The sequence below is a fragment of the Streptomyces sp. GC420 genome, from assembly GCF_009916105.1.
Taxonomy (GTDB): domain Bacteria; phylum Actinomycetota; class Actinomycetes; order Streptomycetales; family Streptomycetaceae; genus Streptomyces.
This window is the reverse complement of record NZ_JAAAXQ010000172.1, coordinates 1-16,450: the sequence shown is the minus strand read 5'-3', so window position 1 is coordinate 16,450 and position 16,450 is coordinate 1. Positions and strand designations below refer to the sequence as shown.

Genomic DNA, 16,450 nt, shown 5'->3' with positions numbered 1-16,450 from the left:
TCCCCCTTGGTCCGGGCGGCACCCCGAAGTTCCGTACGCCCACACCGGGCTCGGGCATTCCTGTGCCCAAACCTGGCCGATCAGAGACGGAGACACGGTGACCACCATCGACACCACGCCACCGCCGCGGCGCGCCGTGAAGACTCCCCCGGCGTCCACGCGGCCCACCGAGGTGTGTACGGCGCGCCAGCGCGGTGCGCCGGCGGCGGGCCCGTAGGTCTCGTCGTGGCCGAAGGCGGTGAGGCGGCGCGTCAGTCCGGGGAAGACCCGCTCGGGGTGGCCACCGGGGACGGGGCCGGTGCCGGGTGCGGACGCGGCGGGTGTGCGGGTCTCGACCCGGAAGCCCGTCAGCCTGCCGCTGCCGTCGGGCGCCGTGAGGGCGAGGCCGTTGGGGACGGTGCGTTCGCTGCCGTCGGAGGGACTGTTCTCCACCTGGAGGGCGTCGGAGCCCGGTTCGCGGGCGAGGAGGGTGGAGGAGCCCCCGCCGTCGAGGTTCAGGGCGTTGTGGGCACCTGCCTGACGCATCATCAGGCCGAGCTCGGTGAGGGTGACACCCCCGCTGTCGGCCTGCCGCCCGTCCACGGTGAGGATGTGCATCCTTGTGCCGTCGGCGGAGAATCCGACGGCGGTGCGGGGTGCGGCCTTGTTGTTGCCCGCGCCGTCGTGGTTCTGCGGCACGCCGTCGACGACGAGGAGCTCCCGGCCGCCGACGGCGGTGCGGGGCACGGGTCCCGAGTCGGTGCGCGGGCTGTAGGAGAGGGCCACCGGGTCGCCGGGACGGAGCGTGGCGAGGAGCCGGGCGCCCGCCTCCCTGCCGACCAGGACCGTGGTGTCCTCGTCGATGGGGCCGCTGCCGGGGCGGTCGGTGAGGGCGGCCACCCTGCCGTCGCGCAGGGCGACTTCGGCGACCGGGGCGGCGGAGTCGACGGTCAGGGCCCGGTCGGCGCCGCCCCAGGCGGCGGTGTAGACGCCGATCCCGCCCGACGGGACGTTGGCCGTGTTGTAGGCGGCGAGAGGAGTCGTCCCCGAGGGGAGGGTGAGCGTGCCGTCGAAGTACACCTGGAGGATCCGGCCCGCCGCGCCCGGACCCAGCCCCACGGCCCGGTGAGCGCCCGGCGCGGGTGACTGGACGAGTCGGCCCCGCTCGATGCCGGCGCCCTGCGGCGCGCCGGTCTCATTGATGTCGAAGAAGTCCGCGTTGAGTGCCGCGACGGTGCGGCGGCCGGGACCGGGGTCGTGGGCCGCGGCGAGGTCGGAGACGGTACGGCGCTCGGAGACCTTGCCCGAGTGGAGGTAGTCCGCGCTCACGTCCTCCGTCAGGTCGACGGTGAGCGCGTCGGCCCGCAGCCACTTGCCGGACTCGATGCGGTCGTAGGAGGAGAGGCGCACACCGGGGGCGACGGGCCGGGAGGTGCGCGCGGTCTCGATGCCGTTGCCATTGCCGTCGGCGACGGCGCGGGGTGCGGGGCCGGTGGCGGCCGTGAGGGCCGGCGGTCGGACGGGGCGCGGGAGTTCCGCCGGGGTGGCCGGTGGGAAATCCACGCCCGCGCCCGCAGGGGCGGGAGACCCCAGGGAGAGGGCGGTCGCCGTCGCGATCAGCAGTGCGGTCCGCTTCGCCGTGCTGCCAAGGCCCACTGCTTCTCCCGGGACGCCGGTCGTTGAGCGAGGAGGTGTGCTGACAGCGCATCAGCATCCCCGAACGGCGAAGGGGGAACCAGGCCCTGACAGCTGACACAGCGTAAACATCCGGTACCGCGGAAGTGGCGTACGAGGGTCCGGGCGGGCGTGGCACGGTCGGCACGGAGCCGCCGGGTCACGGAGCCGACGCGCCACAGCACCGGCGCGTCACGGAGCCGCCGGGTCACAGCACCGGCGCGTCACGGAGCCGACGCGTCACGGAGCCGACGCGTCACAGCACCGGCGCGTCACAGAATCGGCGGATCGCCGGGGGCACTTCGCCGTACGGGCCACGCCGAGGCGGTGACCGTGGCCCGGCTCGTCTCGGAGCTCGGCAGGTTGCGCTGAAGGTGGTCCGGGAGCACCCGGACGCCCTGGAGCCGGCGAGGAGGTGCGGCTGCCGTCGCCCGCGTCCGCCCCGCAGCCGCTGGACGGCGTGCTGGGAGTGGCGGAGGCCGAGGAGTTCAGGCCGACGGCCGCCCGGGTGGGGCTCGGCAGCAGGGCCGGCGTCAACCGGGCCTGCCGCAACCCGGCCTGAGTCGACCGGGCCCGCGTCAGCCCGACCGGCGGGCCACGGGCCGCGCGGGCCCGCCGTCGGCCCGGCGGGCGGAGGTCAGTCCGATTCCCCGTCCGGCAGGGGGAATTCGCACCAGACGGACTTGCCGCTGCCGCGAGACTCGACGCCCCACGTCTCCGCGAGGCGGTCCACGAGGACGAGGCCCCGGCCCGAGACGCCGTCGTCACCGGCGTCGCGCATACGTGGGAGTGCGCTGGAGGTGTCCTCGACCTCGACGCGCAGCCGGCGGTCCCGCTCCGTGGTGAGGACGCGGGCGGTGACGACGGCTCCGCCGTCGGTGTGCAGCAGTGCGTTGGTGATGAGTTCGTCGGCGGCCAGCTCGATCTCCTCGGCCTGGCCGTGGGCACCCCAGGAACGGACCGCGGCGAGGATCATGTGGCGGGCCGCGAAGAGACCGTCGGGGTCGGACTGCGCGACGTACTGCTGGAGGCGGCCGGCGGTCCTCGGCGTCTCCGAGCCGCGGCGGCGCAGCAGGAGCAGCGCCATGTCGTCACCGCCGCCGCGCTCGTCGTAGACCTCGCAGAGCCGGTCGGCGAGCTGCTGGACGTCCTGGGGACCGTCCATGATCAGGCCGGTGAGTTCGCGTACCCCGTCGTCGAGGTCGGTGCCGGGGTATTCGACGAGGCCGTCGGTGCACATCAGCATGGTCTCGCCGGGCGCGAGTTCCACGGTGGTGACGGGGTACTCCAGGCGGCCGAACTCCGCGGAGAGCCGCAGCGGCAGCCCGCCGGCCACCGGGAGGCGGCGGCAGTCACCGTCGGCGAGGCGCAGCAGCGGGTCGATGTGTCCGGCGCGTACGAGCTGGACGACCCCGGTGGCCAGGTCGGCCTCGGCGTAGACGCAGGTGGCGAAGCGGTCGGTGTCGAGTTCGTGCAGGAAGGTCGAGGCGCGGGCCATCACGGTGGCCGGGGTGTGACCCTCCGCGGCGTAGGCGCGCAGCACGATGCGCAGCTGGCCCATGACGGCGGCGGCGTGGGTGTCGTGGCCCTGTACGTCGCCGATCACCACACCGACCTTGCCGCCCGGCAGGGGTATGACGTCGTACCAGTCGCCGCCGATGTCGCGGCCCATCCTTGCCGAGCGGTAGCGCACGGCTATCTGTGCGCCGGGAGTGGCCGGGATGCGGCGGGGCAGCATCGCCTGCTGGAGCCCCTCGGCGAGGTCGTGCTCCTGCTCGAAGAGCATCGCGCGCTGGAGGCTCTGGGCGATGCTGCTGCTCAGGGCGACCAGGAGGTTGCGCTCCTCCGGGGTGAAGCCGTCCTTGTCGGAGTACAGCAGTCCGATGGCACCGATCGGCCTGGCCTGCGCGATCAGGGGGAGGTAGGCGGCGGAGGTGACGTCGAGGGGTTCGATGTGCGGCCAGAGGACGGGGTAGTCGTGCTTGAACTCCTCGCGGGTGGAGATGAAGACGGGGCGCATGGTGCGCACGGACTCGCTCATCGGGAACTGGGCGTCGATGCGGGTGTACCGGAACTCCGGCACGTACGCGTCGGACTGTCCCTCGGCGACCATGTGGATCCTGCCGCCCTCGACCAGGCCGAGCATCACGCTGACCGCGCCGAGGTGGCCGAGTGCCTGGGCGTCCTTCAGTACGTCGATGACATCGTTGACGGTCCTGGCGTGGGCGAGGATCGCGGTGGTGCGCTCCACCACGCCGGTCTGCCGGCGCCGCTCCTCGTCGAGTTCGAGGCGCTCCGTGGCGTCGGTGAGCTCCTCCTCCGCGTCACGGACGACGCCGATGATCCGGCGCGCACGGCCCTCGGCGTCGCGGTGGATGCGGCCCTGGGCGTGGGTCCAGCGCGGTGAGCCGTCGCGGCGCTGGATGCGGAAGTAGACGCCGTAGTGGGAACGGTCGCCCTTGAACGCCTGGGAGACGAGCGTGTCCAGGCGCGAGGCCTCGGCCCGGCACACCCGGGCGGCGAGTGTTCCCGGCCGGTCGTCGTATTCGTCGCGGTGCAGGTCGAACACGCCGAGGGCGGACTGGTCCATGTGCATCAGCCCGCTGTCGAGGTCCCAGTCGAAGGTGCCCATGCGGTTGAGGGCCAGACTCAGATCCGGGTGTGCGGGCCAGCCGTCCGGCACCGATATGACGGGCTGCGGCGCCCCGTCCCGATCAACCATGGAGCCACTCTGCCACCAAATCGCGGGCCGTGTCGGCCGGGGCGCGCACTCAGTGGTGCCCGGCGGGAACGGGCCGGTCGACACTGCCCGGGAAGTCCCCGGTGCCGGAATCGTCCGGGCTGATGATCTTGGTTTCCGCGGCGCCGGTGGGTTCGTCCGTGAGCCCGTCACCCGGCTCCTCGCCCGAGCCCTCTCCCGGTTCCTCTCCCGGTTCCTCGCTCGACCCGCCGGTCGACTCGTCGGTGGGTCCGTCGCTGGGGCCGCCCGTCGGCTCGCCGGAGCCGCCGTCCGTGGACCCGTCCGTCGGTTCCCCCGTGGCCGTCGCCGTCGGCCCCGAGGGTTCGGGGCTCCCGTCGCCGTCCGGCTCCGGCACGGTCCTGTCCTCGCCGCCGTCGTCACCGGTCCGCCGCTCGATCCAGGCGCTGTCCGCGGTGCCGACGATCACGAGGACCGTGAGCGGCCTGGGTGCGGGCAGGACCACCACCGCGTCCCCGGGCCGGAATCCCTCCCACCGCGAGCCCCGGTAGGTGACCTCGCCGCCGGCGTCGGCGGGCGGCTCCAGCGGGTTGCCGCAGGCGCACCGCACCCGGGGCATGCCGTACGCGTCGACGAGCACGGCGGTGCCGGCCTGGAGGACGGCCTGGTAGCCGACGGGCACGCCGCCGTCGAGGCGGTGGTTGGTGACGCGGGTGTCGGCCCGCAGGACGACGGGGGTCAGCCCGCGCAGGAAGCCCGGGATCCCGGCGCGGGTGATCCGGGCGCCCCGTGCGAAGGCGCGGGCCGTGCGAGGGTTCCGGGTGAGCAGGCGTACCTGCCGTTCGACGTCGCAGCTCGCGACGCCGAGGGTGCCGCCGTACAGGCCGGGGGCGGCGCCGGAATAACTGCGGATGCCCTGGCCACTCGTCGCGGTGGGCGCCGGTGTCGGGGGTTCGGGCGCCGGGGAGCCGGTGACCCTCGCCGTCGAGGCGGTGAACGGGTCGGGGCCCGGCGTGGTACGGGACAGGAGGAGGATCTCCTGACCGGACTGCGCGGTGGCCCGCGCGCCGCCCGCGTCGCCGCAGCCGGTGAGCGTGCAGAGGGCGAGGAGGACGGCCCCCGCGAGCACGGGACGGAAGGCAGGTATATCCGACATGTCACCCATTGTCACTAGTCGTGACGCGGTGGCAACCCGAGTGAGGTTCCGGTCATGGAGTGGTTCACCGCACCCGAGTACTGGCTGAGCCGGCTGGTCTTCCAGCGGGGCCTCGCCGCCCTCTACCTGGTCGCTTTCCTCTGCGCCGCCCTCCAGTTCCGCGCGCTGATCGGCGAGCGCGGCATGCTGCCGGTGCCCGAGTTCGTCCGCCGGGTCCCCTTCCGCCGCGCTCCCAGCATCTTCCGGCTCCGCTACTCCGACCGGCTGTTCGCCGGTTGCGCATGGCTGGGCGTCCTGCTGTCCTGCGCGCTGCTGGCGGGGGCGCCCGACCACCTGCCGCTGTGGTCGGCGATGCTGCTGTGGGCACTGCCATGGGTGCTGTACCTGTCGATCGTGAACGTGGGGCAGACCTGGTACGGATTCGGCTGGGAGTCACTGCTGCTGGAGACGGGCTTCCTCGCGGTGTTCCTCGGCAACGAGCGGGTCGCGCCGCCCGTGCTGGTGCTGTGGCTGCTGCGCTGGGTGCTGTTCCGCCTGGAGTTCGGCGCCGGGCTGATCAAGATGCGCGGTGACCGGTGCTGGCGGGACCTGAGCTGCCTGGACTACCACCACGAGACGCAGCCCATGCCCGGCCCGCTGAGCTGGTTCTTCCACCATCTGCCCCGGCCGCTGCACCGGGTCGAGGTCGCCGCCAACCACGTCACCCAGCTGGTCTTCCCCGTTCTGCTGTTCACGCCGCAGCCGGTCGCGAGCGTCGCCGCCTGCGTGATGATCGCGACTCAGCTGTGGCTGGTGCTCTCCGGCAACTTCTCCTGGCTGAACTGGCTGACCGTCGTGCTGGCCGTCACCGCCTTCGACGGCTCCCTGATCGCCGGCCCGCCGGACTCGCTGCCGGACACCGCACCGCTGTGGTACGTGGCCGCGGTGTCGGCCCTCACCGCGCTGGTGCTGGTCCTCAGCTACCGCCCGGCACGCAACCTGCTTGCCCGCGACCAGCGGATGAACACCTCCTTCGACCCGCTGCACCTGGTCAACGCGTACGGGGCGTTCGGCAGCATCAGCCGGACCCGGCACGAGGTGGTCGTCGAGGGCACCGACGAGCAGGTGCTGACCCCGGCCACCCGGTGGCGGGAGTACGGCTTCAAGGGCAAGCCGGGCGATCCTCGCCGGACGCCGCGCCAGTACGCCCCGTACCACCTGCGGCTCGACTGGATGATGTGGTTCGCGGCCCTCTCCCCCGCCTACGCGGGCCGCTGGTTCGGGCCGTTCGTCGAGCGCCTGCTGGAGAACGACCGGGACACGCTGCGGCTGCTGCGCCACAACCCGTTCCCGGACGCGCCGCCCGCCCATGTCCGCGCCCGGCTCTACCGGTACCGCTTCACCACCTGGCGGGAGCTGCGCGCCACCGGCATGTGGTGGCACCGCACCCTGGTCCGCGACTACCTGCCGCCCACCCGGCTGCAACGGAGCGGCGATCTGGCAAAGTGAGCCCACCGAGTACGCAGGGAGGGCGTGTGACCGGGTGGGCAGGCCGTACGGCGACCGAGATCGCGGCGGCGGTACGGGAGAAGAGGGTCACCCCGCGCGAGGTCGTCGCGGAGCATCTGGCGGTGATCGCGGAGCGGGACCCCGGGGTCGGCGCGTTCCGCGTCGTCCGGGCCGCGGCGGCGCTCGCGGAGGCGGAGGAGACCGGCTCCCGCGCCGATCTCGACCGGCTGCCGCTGGCGGGGGTGCCGGTCGCGGTCAAGGACAACCTGCCGGTGCGCGGCGAGACCAACCGCGTCGGCTCCGCCGCCACCCCGGCGGCCGCGCCGGCCGCCGAGGACCATCCCACGGTCGCCCGGCTGCGCGCCGCCGGCGCCGTCGTGGTGGGTCTGACCACCGTCCCCGAGCTGTGCGTCTTCGGTACCGGTGACAGCGTCCACGGCACCGCCCGCAACCCCTGGGACCCGGCCCGCACGGCGGGCGGCTCCTCCAGCGGCAGTGCCGCGGCGGTCGCCGCGGGCATGGTCCCGCTCGCCCTGGGCAACGACGGCATGGGCTCGCTCCGCATCCCCGCGGCCAACTGCGGGCTGATCGGGCTGAAGCCCGGCCCGGACACGGTGCCCGCCGGCATCGGCAACGGCGACTGGTTCGGGATGTCGGAGAACGGACCGCTCGCGACGACCGTCGCGGACGCACGGCTGATGTTCCGGGTGCTGGCCGCGACCGTTCCCGCGCCCCGCGCCGGGGACGCGGAACCCGGTGGCGCGGCGGCCGGCACACCGCGGATCGCCGTCTCCGTGCGCAGCCCGCTGCCCGGGGTGGCCGTCGCCCGCCCGTTCGCCGACGGGGCCCGCGAGGCGGGTGAGCTCCTGGCCGCCGCGGGGTACACGGTGCGGTCCGCCGAGCCGCCGTACCCGCTGTCGCTGGGCGCGCTGGCCCTCGCGCACTGGACGGCGGGCACGGCGCGGGACGCCGAGGGCCTCGACCCCGCGCTGCTGGCGGCCAGGACCCGCCGGCACGCCGCCGCGGGACGGGTGCTCGCCCGGACCCCGCTGCTGGCCGGAGAGAGCAGGGAGCGGCTGCGGGAACGGCTCGCCGTCTTCTTCGCCTCGCACGACGTGCTGCTCACCCCTGCCCTGGCCCGCCGCGGTCCGGCCGCCGCGTCCTGGCACGAGCGCGGCTGGCTGCGCAACCTCGTGGTCAACACGGCGTACTCGCCCCTGACGCCGCCCTGGAACCTGACCGGCTGGCCCGCGCTCGCCCTGCCCTTCGGCAGCCTGCCCGGCGGCGCGCCGCGCGCCGTCCAGCTGGTGGCGCTGCCCGGCGGGGAGGAACTGCTGCTGGACGTCGCGCAGCGGCTGGAGGAGCTGCGGCCGTGGCGGCGCACGGCGCCGCCGTCGCTCATGCCGCTGTCCGCTCCGCACAGTCCTTGATCACCGCGGCGAGCTCACCGGTCTTCTCGAACACCTCGCGCTGACGCCCGGCCCCGCTGCCCCGCTCCAGCAGGGCGGCGAGCCGCTGCTCGGTGTCCGCGAGGTCCCCGGCCTCGGCCGGCGTCTCGCCGGTGTGTTCCGGCAGCGACCGTGCGACGGTCTCGGCGGGCGCCGGTGTCCACAGGAGCGGCTGGACGAGCGGGCCGTCGAGGCCGGACCGCCCGGCCCGCCAGGAGGCGAGCCTGAGCAGGCCCACACCCGACTCGGCCGGCGGCCTTCCCGCGCGCCACTCGCGGGCCGCCGTCTCGACTAGACCGCGGGCCGGCGCCGCGAGCAGCACGGTGTCCTCGGCCTCCAGGCAGACGTCGGCGACCCTGATCTCGACGGCGGGGTAGTTGCGGGACAGCCGGGCGTCGAAGTAGATCATGCCCTCGTCGAGCAGCGCCCCGGTGCCGATCAGTGCCTTCACCTGCTCGTGGTAGCGCTCCGCCGAGCCGAAGGCCTCCGTGGGCCCGGCCGAGGGCCGGCGCCCCCACACCCGGCTGCGGTAGCCGGCGTACCCGGTGTCCCGTCCCTGCCAGAAGGGCGGGTTGCCGCTGAGGGCGAGGAGCACGGAGAGCCAGGGCCGGATCCGGTCCAGCACCGCCACCGCCTCGTCGTCCGACTCGACCGCCACATGGATGTGGCAGCCGCAGGTGAGCTGTTCCTCGGCGGTGAGCGCGAACTCCTCGCGCATCCAGGCGTAGCGCTCCCCGGAGCTGAGGGAGGGGTCGACCGGCACCGGGGAGGTGGCGAGCGCCGCCGGGACGGCGCCGACCTTCGCCGCACTGCGGCCGGCCTCGGCGCGCCACCGCCTGATCTCCGCGGCCGGCTCCCTCATCCCGGACTCGGGCCGCGTCGCGATCTCCAGCTGCTGCAACCGCAGTTCCTGTTCCAGTCCGCAGTCGTCCGGTGCCGCGGCGAGCACCGCCCCGGAGACCGCCCTCGGTTCTCCGGTCGCCTCGTCCACGAGCAGAAGCTCCTCCTCGACACCAACGGTTCGCATGGGCGGCCTTTCTCCTCCGAATTGTTGCCGTACGTCTATCCCCGTCCGCCGCCGCGATGTGCCAGTCGCCGCCCAACGCGACCGTTCGCCCGTTCGTCGTGCCGTTCGTCGCGCCGTGGGGCCGTCATTCGCCCGTTCGACTACGCACAGTTCGGAATCGGCCACCTGGCGGATCTCCCGGGCTCGTGACCTGAGCCACTGTCCACCCATGGCCGTCCACCACATCACCACACCGCTCCGCACCGACGAGCGAGCGCTCGCCAGGCTCCAGGAGGAGCACGGGCGCGCCCTCTTCGGCTTCCTCCTGGGACTCACGTACGGGGACCGGCAGCGTGCCGAGGACCTGGTCCAGGAGACTCTCGTCCGGGCCTGGCAGCACCCGGAGGCGCTGCAGACCGACCACGACTCCATGAGGCCCTGGCTGTTCACCGTGGGGCGCCGGCTGGCGATCGACGCACGTCGCGCCCGCTGCTCCAGGCCGAACGAGGTCGACGACCAGCTGATCGAGAACAGCGTGCCGCCGGAGGACCCGGCGGACCGCTCCGTCGAGTCCCTCGACGTGCGCCGCGCGCTGCGGGGTCTGAGCCCCGGGCACCGGGCGGTGCTGATGGAGGTCTACTTCCGCGGACAGTCGGTGACCGAGGCCGCCGAGACCCTCGGCATCCCGCCGGGAACGGTCAAGTCCCGCACGTACTACGCCCTGCGGGCCCTGCGCCAGGCACTGCCGGGTTACGGGTACGCGGAGGCCGCGGAGGGATGAGACCCGGGGGTGCCGATCCCCCGTGCCGGACGGAGGTCCCGTACGGCGCGAAGGACCGGCACCCCACGGGGACCGGCACCACAGGACCGGGAGGCGGAGGACCCGCCACCGGTCGGTGAACCGGCACCCCGGGGCCCGGGGGACGGAGGACCCGTCCCCCACGGGGCCCGACGCACCAGGACCCGCAGGACGGAGGACCCGTCCCGCGGGTCCCGTGCGTTGTCACGGACCCGCGCCGGCCCTGGCCGTCCCCCGGAGGGCGGCCGCTCAGGCGGTGCGGGGCCCGGCCACGAGAGCCCGCGGGCGCTCGGCCGGCAGCCGCCGGGCAACCGCCGCCGACTGCCGGGCCGCACCCCCGCCCCGCCCCCGCGCCCTGAGCACACGCAGAGCACCGCAGGCACAAGCGCCGGTCCAGGACCGGCGGCCGAACGTCGCGGGCGAGCGTCAACCGACCGGCAGGTGCCCGGGCCCGCCACACCTTTCACACCGACGCCCAGAGCACAGGCAAGACGCCGCACGCGCAAGCGGCGCACCCGACCTGCGGCACGTCAGCCCCGGCAACCGCTTGGCGGCACCCCGTGCGGAGCACCGCGGGCGTCAGCCGCCGACCGGGAGGTGCCGCGCGGCCTCGCGGGCGACCTCGGTGCGTGAACGCACCCCGCCCCCGCCCTCTGAGCACACGCAGAGCACCGCAGGCACAAGCGCCGGTCCAGGACCGGCGGCCGAACGTCGCGGGCGAGCGCGTCAGCGCCGGCGCGCAACCGCTTGGCGGCACCCCGTGCGGAGCACCGCGGGCGTCAGCCGCCGACCGGGAGGTGCCGCGCGGCCTCGCGGGCGACCTCGGTGCGTGAACGCATTCCCAGCTTGCCGAGGATGTGCGAGACATGGGTCTGCACGGTGCGCGGCGACAGGAACAGCTCGGCGGCGATCTCCGGGTTGGAGCGCCCCTCGGTGACGAGCTGCGCGACCTTGATCTCGGTGGGCGTCAGCGCCTCCCAGCCGGTGGCCGGGCGGCCCGTACCGCGCTTCGTCCTGCGGATGCCGAGGGAACGCAGCCTGGCCTCGGCGCGGGCGACGTCCCACGAGGCGCCGAGCCTGGCGTAGATGTCCACGGCCCGGCTCAGGCTGACGCGCGCCGCGTCGAGTTCCCCTCGCCAGGCCTCGGCGACGGCCAGGTCCTCGTGCAACTGGCCGAGCGGCAGCGGTCGCGAACCGGGGCCGTGCTCCGTGAGTGCCTCGCGCAGTGCCTCCGGGTCCTGCTCGAAGACGCCGCGGCAGTGCACCTCCGCGGGCGTGCCCACCGCCGCGTCGACGGCCCGGCGCGCGGAGGGCGAGTCGGAGGTGAGCAGGGCCAGCCGTACGACCTCGGAGAGCAGTTGCGCCCGGCCCTCGTCGACGGCGGGAAGCAGCACGGCCAGCGCGGCCTCCGGGTGTCCCTGGCGTTCCGCGCGCAGCGCCTTGGCGAGCAGGGCGAACGTGGAGGTGGCGGAGCCGTTGAGGGCGGCCAGCCGGGTCCCGGCCCGCTCCTGCTGGTCCCGGTGGCCCAGGATCAGCGCGGCCAGGTCGTCCTCGGCCCTGGTCAGGGCGGCGTCCCAGTCACCGGCCCAGAAGTCGAGCTCCGCGGCGACCGACTCGGCGGCGCTCGTCTGCTGGGCGAGGGCACGGGCCGCGCGCAGAGCCTCGCGGGCCTCGGCCGGCCGGCCGAGCTGCCCGAGCAGCCTGGCCCGGTCGACCAGGGCCCGTGCCCGCAGCCGTTCCTGCTCCAGCGCCCCGTCGAGGGCCGCCAGTGCCTCGACGGGCCGGTGACGCCGTACGAGTGCGAGGTGGAGGACGTACTGGGCGGTGGCCTCGGCCAGCGGATCCTCGCTGCGCGCCAGGGCCTCGCGCGCCGCGGTCTCGGCCTCGGTGTACCGGCCCTGTTCCCACAGCCCGAGCGGGTCCGACTCGGTCTGCCGCGGCTGCTCGGCGGTGGTCAGGGCGTGCCTGATCGGAGCGGGCAGTCCTGCCGCGAGGGCGCGCCTAGCCAGGGGAACCCGGAACTCCAGCCGCTCGCCGCGTTCCGCGAGCACCCCCGCGGCGAGGGCCTCCTCCAGCGGCGGCAGGAGCGCGGCTGCGTTCCGCCCGGTCAGTTCGGCGAGCGCGGTCGCGGTGAAGGACTTGTCGAGCAGCGTCGCAAGGCGGAGGGTGTCGAGCGCTTCCGGGCCGAGGAAGTCCAGGCCGCGGGCGACCGTGCGCAGCAGCTCCGGGGTGTCCTCGGCGAGCGCGGTCTGCCGTATGTATCCGGGGTTGCCGCCCGCCAGCGGCAGCTCCCTGCGCAGCGAGGGGGCCGGCGGGCCGCCCAGCAGCGCGGTGGCCAGCCGTACGGCCTCCTCGGGCGCCAGCGGTTCGAGGGTGATCACGTCGGCGGCGTCGGCGAGGGCGTGGAGTTCGGTGCGCCGCGGGAAGGGGCGGCGTGCGCCGAGCAGCAGCAGTGGGTGGTGGGGTGCGGTCCTGGCCAGCCGGGCCCAGACCAGCAGGCTGGCCGCGTCGGCCCACTGAAGGTCGTCGAGGACGAGGACGAGCGGCGTGCGGTCCGCCAGCTCCAGCAGCCGTTCGGTGATGCGCTGCGCCGCCGCCGAGACGAGCGAGGGGTCGGGTGCGTCCTGCACCGCGCCGGGGGCGTCGTCCGGGAATCCGGGAGCGGGCTCGGGGGCGGAACCTCCTGCGGCGGGTCCGGCAGCGGGGGCACCCGCGGCAGGGGCGCCCCCGGCGGCGCGGCGCTCCGCGTGCAGGCCGGGAGCGTACGACGGCGTCGTGCCCAGCAGGGTCGTGAGTTCGGAGCGGAGTCCGGCGGCCTCGGGGGTGCGGAAGCAGTCGAGGAGGGCGCTCAGCGGGAGGTCGCGGCCGGCCTCGACCGCGGTGCCGGTGAGGATGAGGCAGCCGCTGTAGCCCGCCAGGGCCTCCGTCAGCAGCAGGGACTTTCCGGCGCCCGGCTCTCCTTCGAGCAGCACGACACCGCCCCGGCCCGCGGCCGTGGCGCGTATGGCCTGCCTGACCCGGTCGAGTTCCGCTGCTCTTCCGTCGACCCTTGCGAACAACGGCGCCCCCTGTTCAGCCTCGGTGCTGTTCCAGACGGCCATTGTCGGTCACCACTCGCCGTGCGGCCATAGCTCCGGGCCACCAATGTGCCCCACTGCGCTCATTCGCGCGCCGTGCGCGCTGTGGAATGGACTCCGGGCTGGTATTTCGGCACCCGGACCGTGACCTTCATGCCTGCGCCGATACCCGTCTCGATGACCAGCCCGTACTCGTCGCCGTACACCTGGCGCAGCCGGTCGTCGACGTTGCTCAGGCCGATGCCCGCGGAGGGGCCGGTGTCGCCCCGCAGGATCTGACGGAGCCGCTCGGGGTCCATGCCGGTCCCGTTGTCCTCGATGACGACGACCGCCTCGGCGCCCGCGTCCTGCGCGGTGATGCTGATGTGGCTCTTGGCGAGCTTTCCCTCGAGACCGTGCTTGACGGCGTTCTCGACCAGCGGTTGCAGGCACAGGAAGGGGAGGGCGACGGGCAGGACCTCGGGCGCGATCTGGAGGGTGACGGAGAGCCGTTCGCCGAAACGGGCACGGACCAGCGCGAGGTACTGGTCGATGGAGTGCAGCTCGTCCGCGAGGGTGGTGAAGTCACCGTGCCTGCGGAAGGAGTACCGGGTGAAGTCGGCGAACTCCAGCAGGAGTTCGCGCGCCCGCTCGGGGTCGGTCCGTACGAAGGATGCGATGGCGGCCAGCGAGTTGAAGATGAAGTGCGGCGAGATCTGGGCGCGCAGCGCCTTGATCTCGGCCTCGATGAGCCGGGTGCGGGAGCGGTCGAGTTCGGCGAGCTCGAGCTGCACCGACACCCACTGCGCGACCTCGCCCGCGGCTCTGACCAGGACAGCCGATTCCCTGGGCGCGCAGACGACGAGCGCCCCGTGCACCCGGTTGTCGACGGTCAGCGGCGCCACGACGGCCCAGCGCAGCGGGCAGTCCAGGTCTTCGCAGCTGATCCTGAACGCCTCGCCCCGCCCGGTGTCGAGGATGGACCCGAGCTGTTCCATGATCTGCGCCTTGTGGTGCTCCCCCGCCCCGTCCCAGGCGAGGACGGACTCGTGGTCGGTCAGGCACAGCGCCTCGGTGCCGAGCAGGGGGCGCAGCCGCCGGGCCGCCTTGCGGGCGGTGTCCTCGTTGAGCCCGGCGCGCAGCGGGGGCGTGGCGAGTGAGGCGGTGTGCAGGGTCTCGAAGGTGGCGTGCTCGACGGGTGTGCCGAGATCTCCGGGCCGGCGCCGTCCCGCGGCCCTGCGGCCGATCCAGTAGCCCAGCGCGAGCAGTGGCAGCGCGGCCACGAACACGCCGGCGAGGAATTCGTTCATGCCTCTGCCCCCAGAGCGCCCTTGGCGGGCTGCTGGCCGGCGGCGAGTTCCTCCGGCAGGTGGAATCGGGCGAGCGTCGCGTCGGTGCCCGGCGGCACCCTGCCCGGCGTGGCCAGGGACACCAGCACCATGGTGAGGAATCCCAGCGGTACCGACCAGATCGCGGGCCAGGCCATCAGGGCGTGCGCCACGCCCGTCTCCGGATATCCGGACATGGTGACGGCGACCGCGAGCAGCGCGGATCCGCCGCCCGTCAGCATGCCGGCCAGTGCGCCGGGCGGGGTGAGCCGGCGCCACCAGATGCCGAGGACGAGCAGCGGGCAGAACGACGAGGCGGACACTGCGAAGGCCAGACCCACGGCGTCGGCCACGGGCAGTCCCCCGACCAGCATGCTCGCCCCGAGCGGCATCGCCATGGCCAGGACGGTGGCCAGCCGGAAGTGCCGTACGCCGCGGGAGGGCAGCACGTCCTGGGTGATCACACCGGCCACGGCCATCGTCAGGCCCGAGGCCGTGGAGAGGAACGCGGCGAAGGCGCCGCCGGCGAGCAGCGCGCCCAGCAGATCGCCGCCGAGTCCGCCGATCACCCGTTCCGGCAGCAGCAGGACGGCGGCGTCCGCGTCCCCGGTCAGGGTCAGCTCGGGGTAGTAGAGCCGGCCGAGGGCCCCGTAGACGGGCGGCAGCAGGTAGAAGGCACCGATCAGCCCGAGGACCACGACGGTGGTGCGGCGCGCGGCGATGCCGTGCGGACTGGTGTAGAAGCGGACGACGACGTGCGGCAGCCCCATGGTGCCGAGAAAGGTCGCGAGGATCAGTCCGTACGTGGCGTACAGCGGCCGCTCCCCGCGGTCCGTGGCGTACGGCGAGGAGATGCCGGCGGAGCTGCCCTCCTCGGTCTGCGGCACGGGGTCGCCCTCGGTGAATCCGAGCCGGGTCCCGCCGTCGACGCGGTGGGTGCCGGCGGGCAGTTCCACGGACGTCCCGTCGTGCCGGGTGCCGTCGACGGTGCCGGTGACGGTGACCGTCAGGGGCTCCTCCAGACGCAGGTCGACGGTCTCGCCGACGCGCACGTTCCGCTGTTCGCGGAAGGATGGCGGTTCGTCGAAGGCGACACGGGGCGCGCCGTCGTTCTGCCAGGCGAGCACCAGGAACAGGGCCGGGATGAGGAGGGCCGTGAGCTTGAGCCAGTACTGGAACGCCTGGACGAAGGTGATGCTGCGCATGCCGCCGGCGGCGACGGCGGCCACGACCACCACGGCGACGATCACGCCGCCGAGCCAGTCGGGCGCGCCGGTGACCACTTCCAGGGTCAGGCCCGCTCCCTGGAGCTGGGGCAGCAGGTAGAGCCAGCCGACGCCGACGACGAACGTGCCCGCGAAGCGGCGCACCGATTTGGACTCCAGCCTGGCCTCGGCGAAGTCGGGGAGCGTGTAGGCGCCGGAGCGGCGCAGCGGGGCGGCGACGAAGACCAGCAGCACCAGGTACCCGGCGGTGTAGCCGACCGGGTACCACAGCATGTCGGGGCCCTGGATGAGGACGAGGCCCGCGATGCCGAGGAAGGACGCGGCGGACAGGTACTCGCCGCTGATGGCGGCCGCGTTCAGGCGGGGCCCGACGGTGCGGGAGGCGACGTAGAAGTCGGAGGTCGTGCGGGAGATGCGCAGACCGAGCGAGCCCACGAGGACGGTGGCGACCACGACCAGGGCGACGGCGAGGACGGCGTAGGTCTCGTTCACGGGGTGTTCTCGGTGCTCATGACGGTGTTCGCGTCCCGGGTCACTGGTCGGTCACGGCGTGGGTGGAAGCTGCGTGGGGGGAAGCTGCGTGGGGGGGTGG

General features: G+C 74.1%; 11 protein-coding genes. 4 read left to right on the top strand and 7 right to left on the bottom strand.

What is annotated here, in order from left to right; genetic code table 11:
- Positions 1-1,635, bottom strand: a 1,635-nt coding sequence (locus tag GUY61_RS21150) for a phosphodiester glycosidase family protein (protein ID WP_166631792.1), incomplete at its 3' end; no start/stop codon positions are given.
- Between the two features lie 433 nt (positions 1,636-2,068).
- Between GUY61_RS21150 and GUY61_RS21145 the strand changes: the two genes are divergently transcribed.
- Positions 2,069-2,215: a hypothetical protein gene (locus GUY61_RS21145; RefSeq protein WP_166631791.1), complete on the top strand. Its 147-nt coding sequence runs from the start codon at positions 2,069-2,071 to the stop codon at positions 2,213-2,215.
- Positions 2,216-2,290: 75 nt separating this feature from the next.
- Here GUY61_RS21145 and GUY61_RS21140 read toward each other — a convergent pair whose 3' ends face one another.
- Entirely contained in the window at positions 2,291-4,375 is a 2,085-nt protein-coding gene (locus tag GUY61_RS21140; RefSeq protein ID WP_166631790.1) for a SpoIIE family protein phosphatase, read from the bottom strand.
- Positions 4,376-4,424: 49 nt separating this feature from the next.
- Positions 4,425-5,507, bottom strand: a complete 1,083-nt coding sequence (locus tag GUY61_RS21135; RefSeq protein ID WP_166631789.1) for a DUF6777 domain-containing protein — start codon at positions 5,505-5,507, stop codon at positions 4,425-4,427.
- 54 nt (positions 5,508-5,561) lie between these two features.
- Here GUY61_RS21135 and GUY61_RS21130 point away from each other — a divergent pair, with 54 nt between their 5' ends.
- Both GUY61_RS21130 and GUY61_RS21125 read left to right on the top strand, forming a co-directional pair.
- Entirely contained in the window at positions 5,562-6,995 is a 1,434-nt protein-coding gene (locus tag GUY61_RS21130; RefSeq protein WP_166631788.1) for a lipase maturation factor family protein, read from the top strand.
- Between the two features lie 26 nt (positions 6,996-7,021).
- Positions 7,022-8,425 (top strand): amidase, encoded by a 1,404-nt coding sequence (locus GUY61_RS21125; RefSeq protein WP_166631787.1) that lies wholly within the window; start codon positions 7,022-7,024, stop codon positions 8,423-8,425.
- On the opposite strand, the gene GUY61_RS21120 is transcribed toward GUY61_RS21125, so the two are convergent.
- Positions 8,394-9,470, bottom strand: coding sequence for a glutamate--cysteine ligase (locus tag GUY61_RS21120; RefSeq protein WP_166631786.1), 1,077 nt, complete (start codon positions 9,468-9,470; stop codon positions 8,394-8,396). The two genes, GUY61_RS21125 and GUY61_RS21120, sit on opposite strands and share 32 nt — an antisense overlap.
- Before the next feature lie 208 nt (positions 9,471-9,678).
- Here GUY61_RS21120 and GUY61_RS21115 point away from each other — a divergent pair, with 208 nt between their 5' ends.
- Positions 9,679-10,230, top strand: a complete 552-nt coding sequence (locus tag GUY61_RS21115) for a sigma-70 family RNA polymerase sigma factor (protein WP_166631785.1) — start codon at positions 9,679-9,681, stop codon at positions 10,228-10,230.
- Positions 10,231-11,027: 797 nt separating this feature from the next.
- Here GUY61_RS21115 and GUY61_RS21110 read toward each other — a convergent pair.
- The 3 genes from GUY61_RS21110 to GUY61_RS21100 are packed head-to-tail and all read right to left on the bottom strand — an operon-like array spanning position 11,028 to position 16,350.
- On the bottom strand, positions 11,028-13,349 hold the full coding sequence (locus GUY61_RS21110; RefSeq protein ID WP_166631784.1) for an AAA family ATPase: 2,322 nt from the start codon (positions 13,347-13,349) through the stop codon (positions 11,028-11,030).
- A 59-nt stretch (positions 13,350-13,408) separates the two neighbouring features.
- On the bottom strand, positions 13,409-14,614 hold the full coding sequence (locus GUY61_RS21105) for a sensor histidine kinase (protein WP_166631783.1): 1,206 nt from the start codon (positions 14,612-14,614) through the stop codon (positions 13,409-13,411).
- Entirely contained in the window at positions 14,611-16,350 is a 1,740-nt protein-coding gene (locus GUY61_RS21100; protein WP_166631782.1) for a cation acetate symporter, read from the bottom strand. The genes GUY61_RS21105 and GUY61_RS21100 overlap by 4 nt, the downstream gene beginning before the upstream one ends.
- Between the last annotated feature and the right edge of the window lie 100 nt (positions 16,351-16,450).

Bases quoted from the DNA above. Each gene is read 5' to 3' on its own strand.
- GUY61_RS21140 (WP_166631790.1), bottom strand. From the start codon at position 4,375: ATGGTTGATCGGGACGGGGCGCCGCAGCCCGTCATATCGGTGCCGGAC.
- GUY61_RS21105 (WP_166631783.1), bottom strand. From the start codon at position 14,614: ATGAACGAATTCCTCGCCGGCGTGTTCGTGGCCGCGCTGCCACTGCTC.
- GUY61_RS21130 (WP_166631788.1), top strand. From the start codon at position 5,562: ATGGAGTGGTTCACCGCACCCGAGTACTGGCTGAGCCGGCTGGTCTTC.
- GUY61_RS21115 (WP_166631785.1), top strand. From the start codon at position 9,679: ATGGCCGTCCACCACATCACCACACCGCTCCGCACCGACGAGCGAGCG.
- GUY61_RS21110 (WP_166631784.1), bottom strand. From the start codon at position 13,349: ATGGCCGTCTGGAACAGCACCGAGGCTGAACAGGGGGCGCCGTTGTTC.
- GUY61_RS21120 (WP_166631786.1), bottom strand. From the start codon at position 9,470: ATGCGAACCGTTGGTGTCGAGGAGGAGCTTCTGCTCGTGGACGAGGCG.
- GUY61_RS21135 (WP_166631789.1), bottom strand. From the start codon at position 5,507: ATGTCGGATATACCTGCCTTCCGTCCCGTGCTCGCGGGGGCCGTCCTC.